This window comes from Streptococcus sp. HMSC067A03, assembly GCF_001814295.1.
Lineage (GTDB): Bacteria > Bacillota > Bacilli > Lactobacillales > Streptococcaceae > Streptococcus > Streptococcus constellatus.
On record NZ_KV815659.1, the window covers coordinates 77,125 to 100,152 of the forward strand.

Below are 23,028 nucleotides of genomic sequence, written 5' to 3' on the forward strand. Positions count from 1 at the left end.
AGCCTTATACGTTTGTTTCTCAAAAATGATCATAGCAAATATTTATATTCTCTGACAATTAAACCATTTTCAAATTCAAAAATATCACAGGATAGTTGACCGAAATCATTTTTGAGAATAGTAACAATCTGATTTTCATCTGTTGAAAAAGTATGTAAACGGGAAAATTGAACAGTGTTATGACGATAGGCTTGCTGAATCTTATAAAGGTAATCTTCTACTCCATGAATAATAGAAACCTTTTGCTCATGCAATTCCCAGATGATTTTAGTATGTAAAAATTTTTGGTAAGTTTTCTAATCTCTTTGATTTTCCGCTTGAAAGAACAAGGTTAATGTTTCTAAATTTGTCATTAGCGACTTCCTTAATGAAACAACCTTTTCCAAAAAGAAAGTTTCTTTTCTGCTTGTTGGGATAAATCTGATTGGAAAAGTTCAGAAAATTGGATAAGGATTTCTTTTTCGGTAATCTCTACTGGATGATCGCTATGAATAACCAATCCAAATGGAGAATTTTTGCAGTTACTAGACACGATTGTTGCTTTGCAACCGAGATCTTTTGCTATTTTTAAGTAAAAAATTTGATATTGACTGGTGACCGCAGGAGATATTTTCACAGTTACAGGCTGATAGTCCAAGATAATCTTTTGCAACATTTCTTTAAAGTGATCGTAGATAGGAGCACTATTAGCCTCATCAATGCTACATTCTGCTATGACCCGTTCTTCAAATGTTTCTAAAAATTTTCTTTGCTCATCAGGATTTAATTTTAATCCCCCTTGAGCTTTTTCGATTATTGCTTTGTTTATATCTGTCATAAAGTTAGTATAACATACTTTTTTGAAATTTATCCAAGAAACATTCGGAAATATAAAACGCTTACACAGAAAATTATCGTAAATTTCATAGAAAGACACGATTTTTCCTTGAAAAAAACCGATTTTTAAGGTATGATAGGAATGTAAATAAAATAACTCAAAGGAGAGTAAAAAATGTCAATTATTACTGATGTTTACGCTCGCGAAGTCCTAGACTCACGCGGTAACCCAACACTTGAAGTAGAGGTTTATACTGAATCAGGTGCTTTCGGACGTGGTATGGTTCCATCTGGAGCTTCTACTGGTGAACACGAAGCAGTTGAACTTCGTGATGGTGACAAATCTCGTTACGGTGGTCTTGGTACACAAAAAGCTGTTGACAACGTAAACAATATTATTGCTGAAGCAGTTATTGGTTATGACGTTCGCGATCAACAAGCTATTGACCGTGCAATGATTGCACTTGATGGTACTCCAAATAAAGGTAAATTGGGTGCAAACGCAATCCTTGGTGTATCTATTGCTGTGGCACGTGCTGCTGCTGATTACCTTGAAATTCCACTTTACAGCTACCTTGGTGGATTCAATACTAAAGTTCTTCCAACTCCAATGATGAACATCATCAACGGTGGTTCTCACTCAGATGCTCCAATCGCCTTCCAAGAATTCATGATTGTACCTGCTGGTGCACCTACATTCAAAGAAGCTCTTCGTTGGGGTGCTGAAATTTTCCACGCTCTTAAGAAAATCCTTAAATCTCGTGGTCTTGAAACAGCTGTTGGTGACGAAGGTGGATTTGCTCCTCGTTTTGATGGAACTGAAGACGGTGTAGAAACAATCCTTGCTGCCATTGAAGCTGCTGGTTATGTTCCTGGTAAAGATGTATTCCTTGGTTTTGACTGTGCATCATCAGAATTCTACGACAAAGAACGTAAAGTTTATGATTATACTAAATTCGAAGGTGAAGGAGCTGCAGTTCGTACAGCTGATGAACAAATTGACTACCTCGAAGAATTAGTAAACAAATACCCAATCATCACTATCGAAGATGGTATGGATGAAAACGATTGGGATGGATGGAAAAAACTTACTGAACGTCTTGGTAAGAAAGTGCAACTTGTTGGTGACGACTTCTTCGTAACAAATACTTCTTATCTTGAAAAAGGTATCAACGAAGCTTGTGCTAACTCAATCCTTATCAAAGTTAACCAAATCGGTACTCTTACTGAAACATTTGACGCTATCGAAATGGCGAAAGAAGCTGGTTACACTGCTGTTGTATCACACCGTTCAGGTGAAACTGAAGATTCAACAATTGCTGACATCGCAGTCGCAACTAACGCAGGACAAATCAAGACTGGTTCACTTTCACGTACAGATCGTATCGCTAAATACAACCAATTGCTTCGCATTGAAGACCAACTTGGTGAAGTAGCTGAATATCGTGGTTTGAAATCTTTCTATAACTTGTCAAAATAATTCAGTTATAATACGAATCGGCTAGTGAAACTAGTCGATTTTTTCTTTATTGTATCGATAAATTTTAGGAGGGCAATATGGATAAAATTGAAGAACTGGCTTATATTATTCAAAGTAGTCAAAATATTGTATTCTTTGGTGGTGCAGGTGTTTCAACTGAATCTGGTATTCCGGATTTTCGCAGCTCAAATGGTATTTACAATATTGAGTTAAACCAGCATTTTACAGCAGAGCAACTAGTTTCCCATACGATGTTTGAACGCTATCCAGAACAGTTTTTTGACTTTTACAAAAAATATCTCATTTATCCGGATGCCAGACCAAATGTAGCCCATGATTATTTAGTTCATCTAGAAAAGACAGGGAAATTAAAAGCGATTGTCACGCAAAATATTGATAGTTTACACGAGATAGCGGGAAGCAAAAATGTATTGAAAATTCATGGTAGTGTTGACCGAAATTATTGCACCAACTGTCATCGTTTTTATGACTTAGAGGATTTTTTGAGATTATCTGGAACCATTCCTTATTGTGAGACTTGCGGTCACATAGTTAAGCCAGATGTGACTCTTTATGAGGAATCGCTAAATATGGACGTCTTTTCTCAAGCTATTCAAGCTATTAGTCGAGCTGATTTACTCATCATTGGTGGAACCTCGCTAGTTGTTTATCCAGCGGCTAGTTTGGTTCAGTATTTTCAAGGAAGACAGCTAGTCGTTATCAATAAAAGTAAAGTGGTACATGATAATCAAGCTAGCTTAATCATCGAGGGAAAGATTGGTGAGGTGCTCAGTAAAGTATGGAAATTAACGGATAATTAATTCGAAAATCAGTGAATGTATGGCATTTAACTGTATTTTTTAAAAAAGGTAAAATTTTAAAAATGTCCTTTAAAACGGAAATTTTATAAAATGTCCTTTGTAATGGAAATTTTTAAAAATTTCCGTTATAATAGATAAAAAGAGGTGAGAAAATGATGTACATTGCTCTTATTGGCGATATTATTGAATCAAAAAAAATACAAGATCGAGCACAGGTGCAACAGCACTTATTACAATTGATGAAAGAGTTGAATCAGCAATATCAAAATTATTTAGTTTCTCCCTTTACAGTCACAACTGGAGATGAATTTCAAGCCTTATTTTCACCAAATTCTTATATATTCCAAATCATAGATCAGCTTTCTGTTGCATTTGCTCCTTATGAAATTCGATTCGGTATTGGTGTTGGAGATATGATTACAGAGATCAATAAAGAACAAAGTATAGGTTCTGATGGTCCTGCATATTGGTTGGCGAGAGAAGCCATTAACCATATCCACGATAAGAATGATTATGGCATCAATCACATTTCAGTTTTTTTGGCAAATGAAGAAGTTAGTTGGACTGTCAATGCTATGTTAGCTGCGTGTTCTTTTATTCAGTCTAAGTGGACAGAAGTTCAATATGATGTACTCAAACAATTACTGGCTGAAAATATATACGATGAAACATTTTCGCATAAAGAAATAGCAAGATTGCTCGGTATTACTCCAAGTGCTTTTAATAAACGTATCAAGGCAAGTGGTCTAAAAATTTATCTCAGAAATAAACGAGTTGCTATGAATCAGATATTAAAAGAGATAGCAAAGGAGGAGAGTAGGTATGTCTAAGTTGTGGGGGTTTTCAGATTTCTTCCTGCAAAATCCAATCTTATTATTAACGTTGATAGCTCATGTTTTAGCTGATTTTCAATGGCAGAGTCAAAAAATAGCCGACTTAAAAAGTCGGAAATTCCCATATTTAATATTACATTTGATCATCGTTTTTCTTCCATTACTGATTTTGAGTGTCTTTTTCCCCCAAAATAGCCTATATTTTGCTGCGGTTTGGCTTAGTCATGTAGTTATTGACTTTTTGAAGTACAAGCTCAATATTTTTATAGAGAAAAAAAAATGTACCAAACAAGCTTTTATCGTTGACCAACTACTTCATCTCATTTGCATTTTCCTATTTTATACCGTATTGGCGAGTAAAACCTATCCACTTTGGCTTAAAAATAGTGTTCTAGTAGCTCAGATGTTTCTACTTTTGGCTATCGTTGGAAAACCTGTTAATATTTTATTTAAGTTTTTCTTTAGCAAATATCAGTCAAATGGAAATGATCAAGATACCATAGCAGGTGCAGGTGCGATGATTGGGATTTTAGAGCGTTATATTATGGCTTTGTCCCTCGTATTTGGACAATTTGCCTCGATTGGTTTAGTTTTTACCGCCAAGTCAATTGCTCGCTATAACAAAATTTCTGAAAGCCAGTCCTTTGCGGAATATTACCTCATTGGCTCACTTTTTAGCATGATTAGTGTGCTCATTGTTTTTAGTTTGCTTTATTTATAAAAAAACCTGGGACGAAAGTTCCCAGCTTCAAAGTATATGATGCAATAAACCAAGGACGCAGTGGTTTATTGCTCAAAGTATTTGTAATAGAGGTTACTGAGCTGATCCGTTCAGACGGTTCAAACTTTGCAGGAGTGAAACTAGGAGCTAAAAATTTTCAATTTTATTCCGTCGTATACGTAATCTTCTCAGATTATATTCGTTTCATAGTCACCTGTCTAATTCCTTTTGTTACATTATTGAATTTCATAACCTATGAGGAGACCATTTTCTTCGGCGTAAAAACTGCACAGGCCAGAAGTTGGAATAACTTCAATAACAGCTTGAGGAAATTTTTCTCGCACCATTTCGGAAAATTGCTGGCAAAACTTAAGATTATTTCGATGAGCAATAATGATTTGCCCGCCGACATAGCCCGCTTTTATAAGTTCATCAAAAGCTGCAATGAGTGATTTTTTTGCACCACGTGCCTTTTGAAGTAACTCTAGCTTCCCGTCTTGGCTAGCTTCACCTACCATACGGATGTTAAGTAATCCTACAACGGCTCCGACTAATTTGCTTAGTCGACCATTTTTAACGAGATTGTCAACTTTGGCAAGAACGAAAAGTAATTTTGTCTTGGTTTGATAGGCTGTAATTTCTGTCACGACTTCTTCATAACTCAAACCTTGACCAATAAGAAAATTCAGTTTTTTGATAATCAAGTCATTCTCGCCGCCTGCAGAAAGAGTATCAATAATATGAATATTCACATCGGGGTGTTCTTCGAGATAGAGTTTTTTAGCCACTTGTGCGCTATTGTGACTTCCTGATAAGGTTCCTGTAATAGTAACCACAAAAATATTTGAAGCGCCATCAAAAGCCTTCATGTAGTCATCTGGACTAGGACAGGCTGATTTTGAAGCAGAAGAAGTGGCATACATTTTTTTCATCATATTATCAATATTGAGCTGAGCATTATCTATAAAGATTTCATTGCCCACTTGAATGGTCAGAGGAACACTTTCAAATAAGGTGTCAACAGCAAGGTTTTCGATAGTTCTATAATCACAGCCTGAATCAGCTACAATTTTCCAAGTCATTCAATTTCTCCTTTAGTGGGATGATCCCTTAATTAGACATTGACAAAAGGTTTGCCTTTTTTTACAATTATATCATGAAAACACCGCTTTAGAAAGCCTTTACAGTCGGTTGTTACATGTAGAAAGAAAATGTTATGTCGGAACGTAAAATATCGAAAAAATCTTTAGAAAATCTAAAAATATCAAATCGGGAATCTAACCGAATTACAAAAGAATCCTTAGAAATCTCGCTATTGCAATTGTTAGAAAAGAAAGAGTTGACCAAAATTACCATTTCTGAATTAGTAGAGAGAGCGGGTGTCTCGCGAGCAGCTTTTTATCGAAATTATGATTCAAAAGAAGAAATTTTACAAGAGATTTTCCAACGAACAGTACAAAAGATTACCGATAAATTGGAACAATTCAATATGAGAACCGAGCTTTATCAAGTGTGGCTGTTCTTGTTTAAAGAAGTCAAAAAAGAAGCTCGAATTGTTAGTCTAGCGATAGACTACAATTTAGAAAAACTGTTGACAAGTGCTGTGTTTGATATGTTAGAGCAACAAAATTATTCCAGAAAAGAGGCTTCAACGTACATGAATTCTTTTTGGAGTTCGGCGGTGGTTTCTGTTTTGATTAAATGGATAAAAGACGGTATGAGGGTTCCAGCAGAGAAGATTGCATCGCTCGGACTTCCGCTTTTTCTGCAGCGAAAGAATGGTAAATCGAGCGATGAATAAGACAATGAGGTGTAACATGGTTAAAAAAAGATTGGCTTGGGATGAATATTTTGCAGCGCAAGCTCTCTTGATTGCTAATCGCTCAACCTGCAAGCGAGCAAGTGTAGGAGCGGTTATTGTAAAGGAGAACAAAGTTATTTCAACAGGATATAATGGTTCTGTTTCAGGAACGGAGCACTGTATTGATCATGAATGTTTGATGGTTGATGGGCATTGTGTGAGAACCTTACATGCAGAAGTGAATGCGATTTTACAAGGTGCAGAGCGTGGAATCCCGAAAGGTTTTACTGTTTATGTCACGCACTTCCCTTGCCTCAATTGTACTAAGCAGCTTTTACAAGTTGGTTGCAAGCGAGTGGTGTATATCAATCAATACCGTATGGATGATTATGCGCGTTATTTATATAGCGAAAAGAAAGTCGAGCTAGTACATTTGCCAATTGAAAAAGTAAAAGAAGCAATTTCGGAGATTGATTTAATATAACTTTTAGAGTGTAACATTTATTTTCTATGAATACAAGGAAAGAAAATATGACAGAAGAACAACTTCAAAAAGCCTGGCAAGCATTGTTTGATGGGCAATATCATCTTGCGAAGCAATTAGTTTATCAAATAGAACAAGACAATTATAGTACACTGAATTTAAAAGCATATATTGCTTTAGAAGAAAAAGATTTTGCGTTAGCCCGTCAATTTTTAAAAGACTATTATGCTCAAGCTGTGTCTGAAAAGAACCTAGAAGAACAGCACATAGGCTTACATCAACTAGCTATGGTCGAACGAGAAGAAGAACATTTTCAAAAGGCTTATGATTTGATAATGACAGAAGCTACAATTATTACAGAGCATTTCCCTGATGATGTACTAAAGAAATCAGTCAATTTATACGAACAAGGATATTTACAGTTCAAACTTGAAAATATTCATCTTGCAGAAGAGCTTTTGCAAGAAACACTAAATTTAGCATTGCAGACAGATGATTTAGTCAACCATGCTTGTGCTTATCGCGCCTTGGCTGAGGTAATGTTAGCTAAGAGAGATATAAAAAGAGCTAAGCTTTATGCACAAAAAGCACTGGCGTGTTTTGAAAAAGCAGGTGATGGCGTTGGAGCGACAGAGCTGAAGGGTTTGATGGCACAGATAAAGTAATAAGATGAAAATTTCATAATGTTTGTAAAATAAAGGTATTCTAATATAAAAATTAGAGTATTTTTATTTTTATATCCATTTTAACGAACGATGAACTGAAATTTACTAAATAAGGTTTTAGTTTATCAAAAAATCTTATATAATATAATCAAAAAATAATAAAAGAGGATTGATTATGAAGAAGAAAAAATAAATGTTTCTATTTTGTCGACATTGCTTAGTCTTAGTGCATTATGTCAATGGTGCATGTCTTTTCCAAGTTTCTACGATTGTTGATAAAGACAAGAATCTTGAAGGTGATGAATTTGTGGTTATTGATATGACATCGCCAGAAACTACAAAAAAGACACTCACATAATATTCAAGACGTTACGTTTAAAGATTCAATTTCAGAAATCAATAAAGTCAAGGCTAAATAAAAATGGAAGAATATTACTTCTTCCGTTTTTATTTTTAAAATTACATACTTGTTTACACAGAAATAAATTATTATTATCAAATTTACAAAAATCTTATTTTAAAATGCTGCTTATTGCAGTTGGTGTAAACTGCTATATAGAGTTCCCTTTATTTCTGTTTGGGTTGTTGTTTTGTGATATTCAATCCGAAGGGAATGAGGTTTTCTTGTTTCATCCGAATTCGCCGGATATTATCTTTGTGTCGGACGATAATGATGAGCGCTAATGCGAATACAATTACGGTAAAGAGTACATCATAACGTGGTAAAAGAAAGCCAAATAGTGGAAAAAAGACAACTCCCAAAATGGCAGAGGTAGCAGCTGTCACACTTGAAAAGGAAATCATACTGGTCAGATATAAGCAACTGAAAAAGATGATAGCTAAATAAGTGAAGAAAGTCGGTGAAAATCCAAGAATGACGCCTGCGCTAGTTGCTACGGCTTTACCACCTTTAAATTCTGCAAAAATGGGGAAGGTATGCCCAAGAACGGCTAAAAGTCCAAAAACGAGAGGAGAAATACCGTTGATGTGAAGAAAAAGAGGCAATAGCGTCGCAAATGTTCCTTTAAAAAAGTCAAAAATAAAGGTGATGATTCCTGCTTTTTTCCCAAGGACACGAAAGGTATTGGTCGTTCCTGTGTTTCCGCTACCGTATTCGCGGAGGTTTTTCTTGTAAAATACTTGTCCAATCCAAAGTCCGGCAGGAATTGAGCCTATCAAATAAGCCAATATCAATGTAAAAACTATTTTTATCATGTTTTTATTATACCATGAATTTTGATTTTGATTGAGGAATGATAAGGAATATTTTACAAAATTTGTCTAGGCTGAAAAAATGGTGGTGAGAAGCAGAAAGAATACACTATTTCTAAAAATCTTTGCAAAATTTGCTAAAAACTTGTAAGATAGAAAGGATGAATGATTCAGGAGGTTCCTTGTGGCAAAAAAGGAAATCAATATTAACAATTACAATGATGATGCCATTCAAGTATTAGAAGGATTGGACGCGGTTCGTAAGCGTCCTGGTATGTATATCGGATCAACAGATGCAACTGGGCTTCACCATTTGGTCTGGGAAATTGTTGACAATGCAGTTGACGAGGCTCTGTCTGGCTTTGGTGATAAGATTGACGTGACCATTCATAAAGACGGGAGTTTGACTGTAGCAGACCACGGTCGGGGAATGCCAGTCGGTATGCACGCGATGGGAATCCCAACTGTTGAGGTTATTTTTACGGTACTGCATGCAGGCGGAAAATTCGGTCAGGGCGGTTACAAGACATCGGGAGGCTTACACGGGGTTGGTTCTTCTGTGGTCAATGCGCTGTCTAGTTGGTTAGAAGTTGAAATCACACGTGACGGTACAATTTATAAACAACGTTTTGAAAATGGTGGAAAGCCAGCAACAACTTTGAAGAAAATTGGGACAGCAGCTAAGTCCAAATCTGGTACGAAAGTGACTTTCATGCCAGATGACACGATTTTCTCAACGATTGATTTTAAATATAATACAATCGCAGAGCGGCTTAATGAATCGGCCTTTTTGCTCAAAAACGTTCACCTTTCTCTGACAGATGAGCGAACGGGCGAGTCTGTTGATTTTCATTATGAAAATGGGGTGCAAGATTTTGTTAGCTATCTGAATGAAGATAAGGAAACATTGACACCAGTTCTTTATTTCGAGGGAGAAGAGGGCGGTTTTCAGGTAGAGGTGGCTCTCCAGTACAATGACGGTTATTCAGACAATATCCTTTCTTTTGTCAATAACGTCCGCACCAAGGACGGTGGAACGCACGAGACAGGGCTTAAGTCAGCTATTACTAAGGTCATGAATGACTATGCGAGAAAGACCGGTTTGCTGAAAGAAAAGGATAAAAATCTGGAAGGTTCTGACTACCGTGAAGGCTTGGCAGCTGTGTTGTCTATCTTGGTGCCGGAAGAGCATTTGCAGTTTGAGGGACAGACTAAGGACAAGTTAGGAAGCCCACTGGCTCGACCTGCAGTGGATTCGATTGTGTCTGACAAATTGACCTTCTTCTTGCTGGAAAATGGCGAATTGGCATCTAATCTGATCCGCAAGGCAATCAAGGCAAGAGATGCACGCGAGGCAGCCCGCAAGGCGAGAGATGAAAGCCGTAATGGCAGGAAAAACAAGAAAGACAAGGGATTGCTGTCTGGGAAATTAACGCCAGCCCAATCCAAAAATCCAGCTAAAAACGAACTCTATCTGGTCGAAGGAGATTCTGCGGGTGGGTCTGCCAAACAGGGTCGTGACCGCAAGTTTCAGGCGATTCTGCCTCTCCGCGGTAAGGTTATCAATACTGCAAAAGCAAAAATGGCAGATATTCTCAAAAACGAAGAAATCAATACTATGATTTACACCATTGGTGCAGGTGTTGGCTCGGACTTCTCTCTAGAAGACGCCAACTATGACAAGATTATCATCATGACCGATGCTGATACGGACGGAGCCCATATCCAGACGCTCTTGTTGACCTTCTTTTACCGCTATATGCGTCCGCTGGTTGAAGCAGGTCATGTCTATATCGCTCTGCCGCCGCTTTATAAGATGTCTAAAGGCAAAGGCAAAAATGAAGTTGTCGAATATGCTTGGACAGATGGTGAGTTAGAAGATTTGCGCAAGAAATTTGGCAAAGGTGCCATGCTGCAGCGCTACAAAGGTCTGGGGGAAATGAACGCTGACCAGCTCTGGGAAACCACTATGAATCCTGAAAATCGCACCCTTATCCGTGTCACTATCGAAGACCTTGCCCGTGCCGAACGCCGCGTCAATGTCCTCATGGGAGACAAAGTCCCCCCCCGCCGTAAATGGATTGAAGATAACGTCAAGTTTACGCTGGAGGAGAGTGGAGTGTTTTGAAAGGATGAAAAAGAGAATATGAGTTATACCAAATATACAAATCAAGAATTTGCAAGACTGGCTGATGATGGCCAAATTAATATTATGGCTTTGTTTGGTAATGGAGTAGATATTCAGTTAATGAGTTATCTAAATTCTCCGTATCAGACTTCTTATCAAAATTTCTATAATTATCTCTGCTATAAGAATTTTGATAAAGATAATATGATCTTTCAAAAAATGACTGAGGATAAGAAAGATAATGAAAAAGATCCTAATATTAAGCAAAATTGGAGTGATTTTGAGAATAGTTTAATTGAGATTTTCAACGAGAATAATTATATCAATGAAGCGAGATTGACTAATGATTTTAATCACTTTCAGGTTGAATTTTCTAATTTTTTAAATGATATAATAACTCCAAATATGTTAGCTCAATTAGGAAAAGATAGCAGTAAAAGCGAGCTAGCAATTTCATCATTTCAAAAATTTTTGGCAGATTTAGATGAAAGCAATTTCCGAAAATTGAGTTTTCCATCAAAAGTAAACCATTATAAATTATTTAATTGGGAAATTTTAAATTTCAACTATACTTCTATGTTAGATAATATTTTAGTATTGGATAAAGAACAATATGATCCTCATCCGTGGAAATATGCTGATAGACAAATTTCTTTTGCGGTAAATCCTAATAATTTTACTAACGATCATTGTTCTTGGAATAGCTCCACTTATTTTTCCAGTTATTTGATGACCAACATCACTCATCCCCATGGTTATCAAAATGTTCCAAAATCAATGTTATTTGGCTTCGATAACGAAAATCAAATAACAAATGTTGATAATAGAAACAAAGCAAAGAATTTTTTAAAACCCTATTGGGCTCAGAATGATAAAAAATATAAATCATATTTCAATAATACTGATTTGTTTATATTATACGGTTTATCACTCGGTGATAGTGACTTTTGGTGGTGGAATAATATTCTTAACTCACTTTTGGAGACAGATTCTGAATTGATTATTTATAATTACAATAGCAATAATGAATCTGATGGTGAAACAATTAATAGATTTATTAATGTGGCAACCAACGAGAAACTGGATAATGGTAAACTAGATAAGCTTCATAAGAAAATTGCTATAGTTCAGTATAATTCTAAAACAAAACTAAATGCCTTCAAATTGGATTGTTTGGATTGAATCCATGATTATCCCCCATAATGAAACGACAAATTTCTCACCAGATTTTCTGACAAGCTCGCTAGAGCTAAAATGAGTCCGTCCGATTTTCGGACGAGGCCTTTCTTGGCAAATTCTGTTTGTCCGAAAATCGGACGAGTATTTTTGGAGTAAAAGACGAACGTTTGTTTTTCGGACGAGCTCTTGCAAGAGCAAAAAACTTTTTCCGAGAATCGGACGAAGTAAAAAGTACATTAAAATAAAAAATAGACGAAAAATTAGGAGATTGTAAAAATGAAAAAAATTTATGGAACTACCAGTTTGGATGTTAAATCTTTAGAAAACAACGAATTTTTCCAGCTCATGTCTGAGAGCATGGAGGAAATTGCGGCTTTTATCAAGGAAAACAAGGTGGACGCTATATACACGACTAAGCTGGCGGAGATGGAGCAACTTTTGGCTAAGCTACAGGGCGGGCTTCATCAGACCAAGTCCAGTAAGCTGGTGGCTAGTCTAGATAAAGCTGACCGTGAGCGCGACGATGCTTTGGCTACGCTCCAGTCTTTGGTTCGGGCCTTTGCAAGGGTCAAGGATGCAGCGACCAAGGAAGCTTACGAGACCTTGTCTCAGCTCCTGAAAAACTACACCGGCCTAGCTGGAACTAGCTTTGAAAAGGAGACCGAGGGCATTAAGCATCTACTTCAAGAGCTGAAAAAGTCAGCCTACCAGACAGCGTTAGCTAAGCTTCATCTGGAAGCCCATGTCGATAGTCTGGCAGCGGCTCAGAAAGCTTTTGACAAGGTTTACAAGGAGCGACTGACTGAGCTCAAGGGCAAGGCTCCGAGCCAGAATAAGACCGTCCGCCTCAAGCTGCAAGAAATCTATGATTTTCTAGTGGACTTTACGGCTATCGGTGCTTATGCTTATCCCGAAAGAACTCACATGGTCAATCTCCGTGACCACCTCAACACTATCCGCACCCGCTACAAAAAACGTAAACCAAGCAAAAAAACTTCCCCAACACAATTAGAAGAAGCCAAATAGGTTGTTCTGGTTGATTTATGTGAATGCAAAATAAATCTTAGCAAACAAATAAGAAGGAGTAGGTATAGAGATGAACGAATTAGCGAGCGGTTTAATTGCTGGTTTAGTTGCTGGAATTATATCAATAGTTGCTATGTATACCAGTTATAGAAGCTCTTTAGATAGCATTTCAGGCTGGCGCTCAAAGCTATTTGATGTAGCTTCTGCTAAAGAAATTACGCTGAAAGAGGTTCAGGTGTTAAGGACAGCTCTTCGCTATGAACCAACTAGAGAGGTCCAAAAATATACTTTTGATTGGATATCTAATATCATGATTTACTATTGTGACCTTATTTCGTTGAAATACTTTGAGCATCATGAAACAAGTCTCTTGTATCAAGAACAAGAAATCATCAGAGTGTTTATCAGGTGTCTGTTGAAGAATCATTGGGAGTATAATGCTTCTATGGTATCATCATTAAAATTCTTGAAGGTTCCTCGAAAATTTTCAAAACAACCAGAATTTATTCGTGAAACGTATGAAAAAGCGAAGGAAATATGCAGAACCTTAGAGAATAACGATGAAGAATATAATCTGATTGAAAGAATCAATGAAAAGATGATGGGAAGTGTATGAAATGAAGCATGATATAGATATTAAGATCACTAAAAATAGTGAGGATAAGATAAATGAATTTGATGCTAAGAAGTATTTAGATAATTATATAAAACCCAGTGAAGCTAATCAGGAAAAGGAAGAAAAGTACAATATTATACTTAAAAATTCAGACTGGATCAGATGTGGAATATTGAGTATGAGTATCATTGTAGGGGTTAATTTTGCAAGTAATCAAAGCTGGTGGTTCAAGCCAATTGGACGTCAAACAAATGTATTAGCTGTTTTGTTAGTAGTTTTACTTATTATTAATAAGCTGTTTAAAAAGAAGGAACAAAAACAAAGATGGCTGTCACGCTTATGCAAAAGCTTGGCTGGAATTTGTCAAAGAAATTGATAATGAAAAAGTTCCAGCTGACAGTCCGCTTTATAGACATGTCCTCTACAGAATCAAGAGTTTTCACTAAAAAGGCAGGTATTCCCATGAGAACTGAAACCGAGATGTTTGATGTGATTTTGCAAATCGCAAAAGCGCTACAGGTCGAGGCTGTTGCTATGTCCGGCTCGCGGACAAACCCAAATGCTCCCAAGGACGAGTTCCAAGACTATGATGTGGTCTACATTGTGGAGGATTTGGATGGTCTGGTGGCTGACCTTACTTGGTTGGACCAGTTTGGCAAGCGCATGATTGAGCAGCATAACCTACTAGACCATCGCCGTCTTTACTTGATGCTCTTTGAAGATGGTAATCGGATAGATTTGACCCTTTGCCCTAAGGAGCACATTAAAGAGTGGGTGGATAGCGAAGCAGACTTTACGGTGTTGGACGACCCACAGGGACTTTTTCAACCCTATACCCCCAGTCCCAAACGCTACTGGACAAAACCAGCAAGTGCGGATGACTTTGCAAAATCTTGTAATGAATTCTGGTGGGTTTCAGCTTACGTTGTTAAAGGCATTCAGAGGCAACAATTTGTGTATGCAGCAGATCATCTCTATGGTATCTGTCAGAAAGAATTGCTCAAGCTTCTAGCTTGGCAAGTGGCAGCGAACAAGGGAGTGATTGATGTCGGCAAGAACTATAAGTATCTGTTTCAGTATTTGCCCGCGGAGAAGGAGGAGGCCTTCACAGCCTTGCTTGATTTCTCCGACCAAGAAAAGCTCACCCAGTCTCTGTTGGCTACCTTGAACTTTTTCCATAAAGAAGCTCAAAGTTTTGCCAAAAAGACAGGTTTTCTCTATGACAAAGAAACAGCAGAGAAGATGCTGGCATATGCCAAGGAGAAGTTGGGAATGGGCTAGTGATTGTTAATTATATCAAATACAAATGCGAGTTTGTGAAAAGTGTAAATGATTAATTACCTGCTCGCCTAATCTAACAGTTGCCGCTGTAAGTAGTAGTAGATATAAAATCACCAAGTGATTTTATATCAGGGGATCTGAGAGACTCTGGCTCTCAGATTAGCCATGAAACCGTAGATTTGCTAGCGTCCTATGTTACCTAAGGCAGCTAACCCCCTTTTTATTCTAAAGAAAGGAATTGAACACGGGATTAATTTCTTAGGAAAAAAGATAAATCGCTTTGGGTTCATCGAACCCTGCATTGATTTCCTATTTTTCTACAGAAATTTTCGGCAAGCCGAAACGTCCCTTTGTATCTTATGTCTAATATTCAAAACATGTCTTTAGAAGACATTATGGGAGAGCGTTTTGGACGCTACTCCAAATACATTATTCAGGAGCGGGCTTTGCCCGACATTCGTGACGGACTGAAGCCCGTGCAGCGTCGTATTCTTTATTCTATGAATAAGGACGGCAATACCTTTGACAAGGGCTACCGCAAGTCTGCAAAGTCTGTCGGAAACATTATGGGGAATTTTCACCCGCATGGTGACAGCTCCATTTACGACGCCATGGTCCGCATGTCTCAGGATTGGAAGAACCGCGAGATTTTAGTGGAAATGCACGGAAATAATGGTTCTATGGATGGTGATCCGCCAGCCGCTATGCGGTACACTGAGGCGCGCTTGTCTGAGATTGCCGGCTACTTGTTGCAAGACATCGAAAAGGACACCGTACCTTTTGCTTGGAACTTTGACGATACGGAGAAAGAACCAACTGTATTGCCTGCTGCTTTTCCAAACCTTTTGGTTAATGGTGCGACGGGAATTTCTGCTGGTTATGCGACAGACATTCCGCCTCACAATCTGGCTGAAGTCATCGATGCAGTGGTTTATATGATTGATCATCCCAAAGCTAAGGTTGACAAACTCATGGAATTTCTGCCAGGTCCTGACTTCCCAACGGGAGCCATTGTACAAGGGCGAGATGAGATTAAGAAAGCCTATGAGACTGGAAAGGGTCGCGTCGTCGTGCGTTCTCGGACGGAAATTGAAAAGCTCAAAGGTGGCAAAGAGCAGATCGTTGTGACAGAGATTCCTTATGAGATTAACAAGGCTGTTCTGGTCAAGAAGATTGATGATGTTCGGGTCAATAGCAAGGTAGCTGGTATTGCAGAAGTGCGGGATGAGTCTGACCGCGATGGGCTTCGTATTGCCATTGAGCTGAAAAAGGATGCCAATACCGAGCTAATTCTTAATTACCTTTTTAAATATACGGACCTGCAGATTAACTACAATTTCAACATGGTGGCCATTGATCATTTCACACCACGTTTGGTAGGAATTGTACCAATCTTGACCAGCTACATTGCTCACCGCAAGGAGATTATTCTGGCTCGCAGCCGTTTTGATAAGACCAAGGCTGAGAAGCGATTGCATATCGTAGAAGGTTTGATTCGAGTGATTTCTATCTTGGATGAAGTGATTGCGCTCATTCGTGCATCGGAAAATAAATCAGATGCGAAGGAAAATCTCAAAGTCAGCTATGATTTTACCGAGGAGCAGGCTGAAGCCATTGTCACCCTCCAACTTTATCGCTTAACCAATACTGACGTAGTCGTTCTGGAGGAGGAAGAAGCAGAGCTGCGCGATAAAATTGCGATGCTTTCTGCTATTATCGGCGATGAGCGCACCATGTATAACCTCATGAAGCGTGAGCTCCGCGATGTCAAAAAGAAATTTGGTAATCCTCGTCTTAGTGAATTGCAAGATACGGCAAATGCCATCGAGATTGATACAGCGAGTCTGATTGTGGAAGAAGAAACTTTTGTTAGCGTCACTCGTGGCGGTTACCTCAAACGCACTAGTCCGCGCTCTTTCAATTCATCAACAGTTGATGAGGTCGGTAAGCGGGATGATGATCGTCTGGTTTTTGTCAGCTCGGCGAAAACTACTCAGCATCTTTTGATTTTTACCAACCTTGGCAATGTCATCTATCGACCGATTCATGAACTGGCAGACATTCGCTGGAAAGAAATCGGGGAACACCTCAGTCAAACTATTACTAATTTTGAGACGAATGAAGAAGTCATCTATACAGAATTGGTTGATAATTTTGACGAAAGAACTTATTTTGCGGTAACAAAACTAGGGCAAATCAAGCGCGTAGAGCGAAGAGAATTTAGTCCTTGGCGAACCTATAAGTCCAAGTCTATCAAGTTTGCTAAACTAAAAAATGAAGACGATCAAATTATCACCCTCTCTCCAATCAAGCTGGACGATGTCATGTTAGTGACTAAGAACGGTTATGCTCTTCGGTTCAATATCGAAGAAGTACCAATTGTGGGTGCTAAGGCAGCAGGTGTCAAAGCTATCAATCTCAAAAAAGATGATGTCCTAGCTACTGCTTTTATTGCCAATACTGATTCACTTTATATCTTGACTCAGAGAGGAGCGCTCAAGCGAATGGCAGTTGCAGACATTCCTGTGACTAGTCGAGCGAATCGTGGCTTGCAAGTGTTGCACGATCTGAAGTCCAAGCCACATCGTGTCTTTCAAGCAGGTCCTGTCTTTGAGGAGCAGCCTGCAGAACTAGATCTCTTCAGTTCAGACAATCCAGCAGCAGAAGAAGAGCAGATCCTTTCTATTGTATCCAGCAAAGGAACGACTTACGAGGTGAATCTATCTGATCTTGCTTTATCTGAAAGAACCAGCAATGGTAGTTTTATCTCAGATACCATTTCTGATGAAGAAGTGTTTTCTGCGAATCTTAAATAATTGAAAATCAGTCCAAGTGGCTGATTTGTTATTGTCGTTATAAACTGAAATTAAAAAATTTTCAGAATTTTGCAAAAAACTATTGAAAATATCTAAAAATAGTGTAAAATTAAAAACATAAGTTCAAAAAGGAGAATGTTATGTCAGTAAATCTTGATTGGGGAAACCTAGGCTTTTCCTATATGAAATTACCTTATCGTTATCTCGCTTATTATAAAAACGGTCAATGGGAAAAAGGAGAATTAACTGAAGATGCTACTTTGCATATGTCTGAATCTTCTCCCTGCCTTCATTATGGACAACAGGCTTTTGAGGGAATGAAAGCATATCGCACAAAAGATGGCAGCGTTCAACTATTTCGCCCGGATCAAAATGCAAAACGTCTACAACGTACCTCAGACCGGCTCTTAATGCCACAAGTTCCGACTGATATGTTTGTTGATGCAGTTAAGCAGGTTGTTCGTGCAAATGAAGAATACGTTCCACCGTATGGAACAGGAGGGACTCTTTATATTCGTCCGCTGTTGCTAGGTATCGGTGACATCATTGGCGTAAAACCAGCCGATGAATACATTTTTACTGTATTTGCTATGCCTGTTGGAAATTACTTTAAAGGAGGCTTGCAACCAACTAATTTTCTCATTCAAGAGGAATACGATCGTGCGGCTCCACATGGAACAGGTGCAGCTAAGGTAGGGGGAAACTATGCAGGAAGTTTTGTTCCTGGTCAATATGCGAAAACAAACGGATTTTCAGATGTAATCTATTTAGATCCTGCAACTCATACCAAAATTGAAGAGGTGGGTTCTGCCAATTTCTTTGGTATTACCGCAGATAATGAATTTATCACACCACTTAGCCCATCTATCCTGCCTTCTATCACAAAATACTCTCTTCTATACCTAGCAGAACATCGTTTGGGCATGAAAGCTATTGAGGGGGATATTTTCATAGATGATCTAGATAAATTTGTCGAAGCAGGGGCTTGCGGCACAGCAGCGGTTATCTCTCCAATTGGTGGTGTTCAGCACGGTGATGAGTTTCATGTTTTTTATAGTGAAACAGAAGTTGGACCTGTTACTCGAAAACTTTATGATGAATTAACCGGTATCCAATTTGGCGATGTTAAAGCACCAGAAGGCTGGATCGTAAAAGTTTAAAAATGTTTGAAGCTATCTCTCGGTTGAGGTAGCTTTTATTGTCACATATCACTTGCTAGTTTTCCTATTTTTTTGTAAAATAGAGACTTGAAAGAGGTATATGATGAGTAAAAAAGATAAAAAGATTGAAATCCAATTGGCAGATAGCCAAGTCAAAGTAGGAACTGACCAGTACGAAGGTTATGTTCTATCAATTGGAAAAAAAGTCATTGGTCAAATTGCTGAGTTTAACGGGCAATTTGCTATCATAAAAAATGAAAATGTTGATAGTTTTTATAAAAAACTTGAAAATGCTGTGGAAAAATTGATTGAAACCTATAATTTGAGTAAATAAATGCTTGTATTTTCTTTTCATCAATGGTATAATGAATACTGTTGATTATACAGGAGAGGTAGCGAAGAGGCTAAACGCGGCGGACTGTAAATCCGCTCCTTCGGGTTCGGGGGTTCGAATCCCTCCCTCTCCATGAGCGTACTTAATTTTTAATGGTATGACCACGTTCTTTTTTGGGGTATAGCCAAGCGGTAAGGCAAGGGACTTTGACTCCCTCATGCGTTGGTTCGAATCCAGCTACCCCAGTTCTTAGGTAATATATCAGATAAATGGTAAAATATCTTAGGGTATTTTATTTCTTTATAGGGTGAGAAACGTTAAAGATAGTTCAATGTCATTGCGGTGCTTAGGAAAAATATTATAAGTATGTCAAGCGAGAAATGCTTGATTGTTGGAGGATTTTTTTAGATGAATGAATTTGAAGATTTGCTAAATAGTGTTAGCCAAGTTGAGCCAGGCGACGTCGTTACTGCTGAAGTATTGACTGTTGATGCGAACCAAGCTAATGTTGCAATCGCTGGAACTGGTGTGGAAGGTGTTTTGACCCTTCGTGAATTGACAAACGATCGTAATGCTGACATTAACGACCTTGTAAAACCGGGTGAAACACTTGAATTGCTTGTTCTTCGTCAAGTAGTGGGTAAAGATACGGATACAGTTACTTACCTAGTATCTAAAAAACGTTTAGAAGCTCGCAAGGCATGGGACAAGTTGGTTGGACGTGAAGAAGAAGTTGTTACTGTAAAAGGGACTCGTGCTGTTAAAGGCGGACTTTCGGTAGAATTTGAAGGACTTCGTGGATTTATTCCTGCTTCAATGCTAGATACTCGTTTCGTTCGTAACACTGAACGTTTTGTAGGTCAAGAATTTGAAGCAAAAATTAAAGAAGTGGATCCAAAAGAAAATCGCTTTATCCTTTCACGTCGTGAAGTTGTAGAAGCTCAAGCAGCAGCAGCACGTGCTGAAGTGTTTGGTAAATTGGCTGTTGGTGACATCGTGACTGGGAAAGTTGCACGTATCACAAGCTTTGGTGCTTTTATTGATCTTGGTGGTGTTGACGGACTTGTTCATTTAACTGAATTGTCACATGAGCGCAATGTTTCACCAAAATCTGTTGTATCAGTTGGCGATGAAATCGAAGTAAAAGTTCTTGATTTGAATGAAGAAGAAGGTCGTGTATCGCTTTCTCTTAAAGCTACAACCCCTGGACCATGGGACGGTGTCGAACAAAAACTTGCTGCCGGTGATGTTATCGAAGGTACAGTTAAACGTTTAACAGATTTCGGTGCTTTTGTAGAAGTATTACCAGGTATTGACGGACTTGTCCATATTTCACAAATTTCACATAAACGTGTTGAAAATCCCAAAGATGTGCTTAAAGTCGGTCAGGAAGTAACTGTGAAAGTTCTTGATGTAAACGCTGATGCAGAACGTGTATCACTTTCTATCAAGGCTCTTGAAGAACGTCCAGCACAAGAAGATGACCAAAAAGAAAAACGTCAATCACGTCCTCGTCGTCAAAAACGTCAAGAAAAACGTGACTTTGAACTTCCAGAAACTCAAACTGGATTTTCAATGGCTGACTTGTTTGGTGATATTGAATTATAATCAAATAAAAGGATTGGAATTTATCATTTCAGTCCTTTTTTACTTGTTATTTTTATAAAATTTTTATATAATAAAATAGTTGCCACCCTTAGTGTAATGGATATCACGTAAGATTCCGGTTCTTGAGATGGGAGTTCGATTCTCTCAGGGTGGATTGTGTTTATTACTTGAAAGTCTTGTTTTATGCAAGATTTTTTATTTTTACAAAGGAGATTGCGAATGCCTATAAAATTGATTGCTCATGCTCTAATTGAAAAAGATGGAAAATATTTGCTTATTAAACGAAGTAAAATAAAACGTGGTTCTCCAAACATGTATCCAGAATATTGGGATATTCCAGGAGGTAGTGTGGAAGAAGACGAATTGCCGCGAGAAGGTGCTGTACGAGAAGCGATGGAAGAAGTCAACCAAAAGATACAATTAAGTGAGATACTTCATGAGGATAGCTGTTACGATGATACAAAAGGCATCGTTTTTACGCGTCTAGTGTATAAGGCGAAATTGCTAGAATATAATAGAGAGATAAAACTTGATCCGGAAGAGCATACAGCATTTCGCTGGATTCAGACCTTATCGGATATGAAAGAAGAAACAATTGTTCCATATTTAAACGATCTATTCAAATAAGTTATAAAGTAAGGCTAAGATAATATTATCTTAGCCTTACTTTACGCTAGTAAAAGCTATTAATATAGTTGAAAGAATAGATAGGACTTATGAAACAGTTCCAATAACATTCGCTTTTCAAACTCGAAAGAACAATTTTTTTCATTCATACTTCAAGATTCTAAAGGAATGTTAGGTAACGAAGCTAAAACCGCAAACTAAAAAAGTTCAAATTTTATTCCTGTTTTAAAATGAAAAAACTCCTTGATAAAACAAGGAGTAAGAAAGGAAATTCTTTAGTTTTTAGCTACTGAAGCAAATTCTTCTTTAGAGAAAGCATCATTGATGATATCTTTCAATTGTTTAGCAGAAGCTTGCATTTTTTGTTTTTCAGCATCATTCAACGGGATATTTACTGGACGTACGATACCATGTGCGCCAACAATAGCTGGTTGTCCAATGTAGCAATCTGTAACACCAGGATATTGACCTTCTTGGAATACCGAAAGTGGAAGAACTGAATTTTCGTCATCAAGGATAGCTTTTGTAATACGAGCTAAGGCAACTGCGATACCATAGAATGTTGCACCTTTTTTATTGATAATTGAGTATGCAGCATCACGAACGCCTTCAAATAAGTCAACCAATTCAGCAGCATTGAAGTTTTCTACGTCTTGAAGATAATTTTCAAGGTTGACACCTGCAACGTTAGCATGTGACCAAACAGCGAATTCTGAATCACCATGTTCTCCCATGATGTAAGCATGGACAGAGCGAGCATCTACATCCAATTTTTCAGCAAGCGCTTGACGGAAACGTGCTGAGTCAAGAGAAGTACCTGAACCAATGACACGTTCTTTAGGGAATCCAGAGAATTTCCAAGTTGAGTAAGTCAAGATATCAACTGGGTTAGCAGCCACAAGGAAAATACCATTAAATCCTGACTCAACAATTTTGGTAACAACATCTTTATTGATGCGAAGGTTTTTTTCAACCAATTGAAGACGAGTTTCACCCGGTTTTTGTGGTGCACCAGCAGTCAAAACAACAAGATCTGCATCGTGCGCATCAGCATATTCTGCTGAATAGATTTTCTTAGGTGAAGTGAAGGCAAGGGCGTGGCTAAGGTCTTCAGCATCTCCTTCTGTCTTTTCCTTGAAAATATCAACGATACCAAGTTCTTGAGCGATACCTTGGTTGACAAGAGCAAATGCGTAAGAAGAACCTACAGCACCGTCACCGACAAGGATGACTTTTTTATGTTGTTTAGTAAGAGTCATTTTGCTAAACATCTCCTTTATTTTATTGGGGAACATTTTCCCTTTACAACTTCATTCTATCACTTTTGTAACATTTTGTCACGGATATAATACATATCATCTTATGTAAACGTTTTTATGATAAGGGGTGTTTACTGAAAAAAATCATGATTTATGTTATA

Annotated in this window: 22 protein-coding genes, 3 tRNA genes and 2 pseudogenes; 22 read left to right on the forward strand and 5 right to left on the reverse strand. The window is 38.0% G+C overall.

Annotation, left to right across the window (positions count from 1 at the left end; genetic code table 11):
• Positions 1–29: 29 nt before the first annotated feature.
• Both HMPREF2963_RS09670 and HMPREF2963_RS05895 read right to left on the reverse strand, forming a co-directional pair.
• Positions 30–353, reverse strand: a pseudogene (locus tag HMPREF2963_RS09670) (nuclear transport factor 2 family protein).
• 11 nt (positions 354–364) lie between these two features.
• A complete protein-coding gene (locus HMPREF2963_RS05895; protein WP_006269378.1) occupies positions 365–817 on the reverse strand; it encodes a DUF1694 domain-containing protein in 453 nt (150 codons plus the stop codon).
• A 174-nt stretch (positions 818–991) separates the two neighbouring features.
• Between HMPREF2963_RS05895 and eno the strand changes: the two genes are divergently transcribed.
• The 4 genes from eno to HMPREF2963_RS05915 all read left to right on the forward strand — a co-directional run bounded on the left by eno (position 992) and on the right by HMPREF2963_RS05915 (position 4,671).
• The gene (gene eno / locus HMPREF2963_RS05900) at positions 992–2,296 is read left to right on the forward strand and encodes a surface-displayed alpha-enolase (protein ID WP_003068974.1); all 1,305 of its coding nucleotides are present in this window, start codon (positions 992–994) and stop codon (positions 2,294–2,296) included.
• Between the two features lie 77 nt (positions 2,297–2,373).
• Complete coding sequence (locus HMPREF2963_RS05905) at positions 2,374–3,117, forward strand: NAD-dependent protein deacylase (protein WP_070669194.1); 744 nt, start codon at positions 2,374–2,376, stop codon at positions 3,115–3,117.
• Positions 3,118–3,269: 152 nt separating this feature from the next.
• The gene (locus HMPREF2963_RS05910) at positions 3,270–3,947 is read left to right on the forward strand and encodes a SatD family protein (protein WP_022524577.1); all 678 of its coding nucleotides are present in this window, start codon (positions 3,270–3,272) and stop codon (positions 3,945–3,947) included.
• Positions 3,940–4,671: a DUF3307 domain-containing protein gene (locus HMPREF2963_RS05915; protein WP_070669195.1), complete on the forward strand. Its 732-nt coding sequence runs from the start codon at positions 3,940–3,942 to the stop codon at positions 4,669–4,671. Before HMPREF2963_RS05910 ends, HMPREF2963_RS05915 begins: the two co-directional genes overlap by 8 nt.
• Before the next feature lie 236 nt (positions 4,672–4,907).
• Here HMPREF2963_RS05915 and HMPREF2963_RS05920 read toward each other — a convergent pair whose 3' ends face one another.
• Entirely contained in the window at positions 4,908–5,753 is an 846-nt protein-coding gene (locus HMPREF2963_RS05920; protein WP_003068986.1) for a DegV family protein, read from the reverse strand.
• A 134-nt stretch (positions 5,754–5,887) separates the two neighbouring features.
• On the opposite strand from HMPREF2963_RS05920, the gene HMPREF2963_RS05925 reads away from it, so the two are divergent.
• The 4 genes from HMPREF2963_RS05925 to HMPREF2963_RS09380 all read left to right on the forward strand — a co-directional run bounded on the left by HMPREF2963_RS05925 (position 5,888) and on the right by HMPREF2963_RS09380 (position 7,979).
• Positions 5,888–6,472 (forward strand): TetR/AcrR family transcriptional regulator, encoded by a 585-nt coding sequence (locus HMPREF2963_RS05925; RefSeq protein WP_070669196.1) that lies wholly within the window; start codon positions 5,888–5,890, stop codon positions 6,470–6,472.
• A gap of 16 nt (positions 6,473–6,488) precedes the next feature.
• A complete protein-coding gene (locus HMPREF2963_RS05930) occupies positions 6,489–6,956 on the forward strand; it encodes a deoxycytidylate deaminase (protein WP_006267890.1) in 468 nt (155 codons plus the stop codon).
• Positions 6,957–7,003: 47 nt separating this feature from the next.
• The gene (locus tag HMPREF2963_RS05935) at positions 7,004–7,621 is read left to right on the forward strand and encodes a hypothetical protein (protein ID WP_070669197.1); all 618 of its coding nucleotides are present in this window, start codon (positions 7,004–7,006) and stop codon (positions 7,619–7,621) included.
• Between the two features lie 193 nt (positions 7,622–7,814).
• The gene (locus tag HMPREF2963_RS09380) at positions 7,815–7,979 is read left to right on the forward strand and encodes a hypothetical protein (RefSeq protein WP_186821955.1); all 165 of its coding nucleotides are present in this window, start codon (positions 7,815–7,817) and stop codon (positions 7,977–7,979) included.
• Positions 7,980–8,188: 209 nt separating this feature from the next.
• On the opposite strand, the gene plsY is transcribed toward HMPREF2963_RS09380, so the two are convergent.
• A complete protein-coding gene (gene plsY, locus HMPREF2963_RS05940; RefSeq protein WP_070669198.1) occupies positions 8,189–8,836 on the reverse strand; it encodes a glycerol-3-phosphate 1-O-acyltransferase PlsY in 648 nt (215 codons plus the stop codon).
• Positions 8,837–9,017: 181 nt separating this feature from the next.
• Between plsY and parE the strand changes: the two genes are divergently transcribed.
• The 14 genes and pseudogenes from parE to HMPREF2963_RS06010 all read left to right on the forward strand — a co-directional run bounded on the left by parE (position 9,018) and on the right by HMPREF2963_RS06010 (position 21,608).
• Complete coding sequence (gene parE / locus HMPREF2963_RS05945; protein ID WP_070669199.1) at positions 9,018–10,961, forward strand: DNA topoisomerase IV subunit B; 1,944 nt, start codon at positions 9,018–9,020, stop codon at positions 10,959–10,961.
• 18 nt (positions 10,962–10,979) lie between these two features.
• Positions 10,980–12,143 carry an AbiH family protein gene (locus tag HMPREF2963_RS05950; RefSeq protein WP_070669200.1) on the forward strand — a complete coding sequence of 388 codons (1,164 nt, stop codon included), beginning with the start codon at positions 10,980–10,982 and terminating at the stop codon, positions 12,141–12,143.
• Positions 12,144–12,416: 273 nt separating this feature from the next.
• Positions 12,417–13,166, forward strand: a complete 750-nt coding sequence (locus HMPREF2963_RS05955) for a DUF6261 family protein (RefSeq protein WP_070669201.1) — start codon at positions 12,417–12,419, stop codon at positions 13,164–13,166.
• A 70-nt stretch (positions 13,167–13,236) separates the two neighbouring features.
• A complete protein-coding gene (locus tag HMPREF2963_RS05960) occupies positions 13,237–13,782 on the forward strand; it encodes a hypothetical protein (RefSeq protein ID WP_070669202.1) in 546 nt (181 codons plus the stop codon).
• Position 13,783: 1 nt separating this feature from the next.
• Positions 13,784–14,158, forward strand: coding sequence for a hypothetical protein (locus tag HMPREF2963_RS05965; RefSeq protein ID WP_070669203.1), 375 nt, complete (start codon positions 13,784–13,786; stop codon positions 14,156–14,158).
• Positions 14,159–14,244: 86 nt separating this feature from the next.
• Positions 14,245–15,063, forward strand: coding sequence for an aminoglycoside 6-adenylyltransferase (locus HMPREF2963_RS05970; RefSeq protein ID WP_070669223.1), 819 nt, complete (start codon positions 14,245–14,247; stop codon positions 15,061–15,063).
• Positions 15,064–15,422: 359 nt separating this feature from the next.
• Positions 15,423–17,879, forward strand: a complete 2,457-nt coding sequence (parC, locus tag HMPREF2963_RS05975) for a DNA topoisomerase IV subunit A (protein WP_070669204.1) — start codon at positions 15,423–15,425, stop codon at positions 17,877–17,879.
• Positions 17,880–18,016: 137 nt separating this feature from the next.
• A pseudogene (locus HMPREF2963_RS05980) lies at positions 18,017–19,039 on the forward strand (branched-chain amino acid aminotransferase); the annotation flags it as partial.
• A gap of 103 nt (positions 19,040–19,142) precedes the next feature.
• Positions 19,143–19,373, forward strand: coding sequence for a DUF2969 domain-containing protein (locus HMPREF2963_RS05985; protein WP_003024423.1), 231 nt, complete (start codon positions 19,143–19,145; stop codon positions 19,371–19,373).
• A gap of 52 nt (positions 19,374–19,425) precedes the next feature.
• Positions 19,426–19,506 (forward strand) — tRNA-Tyr (locus HMPREF2963_RS05990).
• A gap of 41 nt (positions 19,507–19,547) precedes the next feature.
• A tRNA-Gln gene (locus HMPREF2963_RS05995) sits at positions 19,548–19,619 on the forward strand.
• A 162-nt stretch (positions 19,620–19,781) separates the two neighbouring features.
• A complete protein-coding gene (gene rpsA / locus HMPREF2963_RS06000; RefSeq protein ID WP_070669205.1) occupies positions 19,782–20,981 on the forward strand; it encodes a 30S ribosomal protein S1 in 1,200 nt (399 codons plus the stop codon).
• A gap of 82 nt (positions 20,982–21,063) precedes the next feature.
• Positions 21,064–21,135, forward strand: a tRNA-Arg gene (locus tag HMPREF2963_RS06005).
• Between the two features lie 65 nt (positions 21,136–21,200).
• Complete coding sequence (locus HMPREF2963_RS06010) at positions 21,201–21,608, forward strand: NUDIX hydrolase (RefSeq protein ID WP_003069025.1); 408 nt, start codon at positions 21,201–21,203, stop codon at positions 21,606–21,608.
• A gap of 275 nt (positions 21,609–21,883) precedes the next feature.
• Here HMPREF2963_RS06010 and HMPREF2963_RS06015 read toward each other — a convergent pair whose 3' ends face one another.
• The gene (locus tag HMPREF2963_RS06015) at positions 21,884–22,867 is read right to left on the reverse strand and encodes an L-lactate dehydrogenase (protein WP_003069027.1); all 984 of its coding nucleotides are present in this window, start codon (positions 22,865–22,867) and stop codon (positions 21,884–21,886) included.
• Positions 22,868–23,028: the final 161 nt, after the last annotated feature.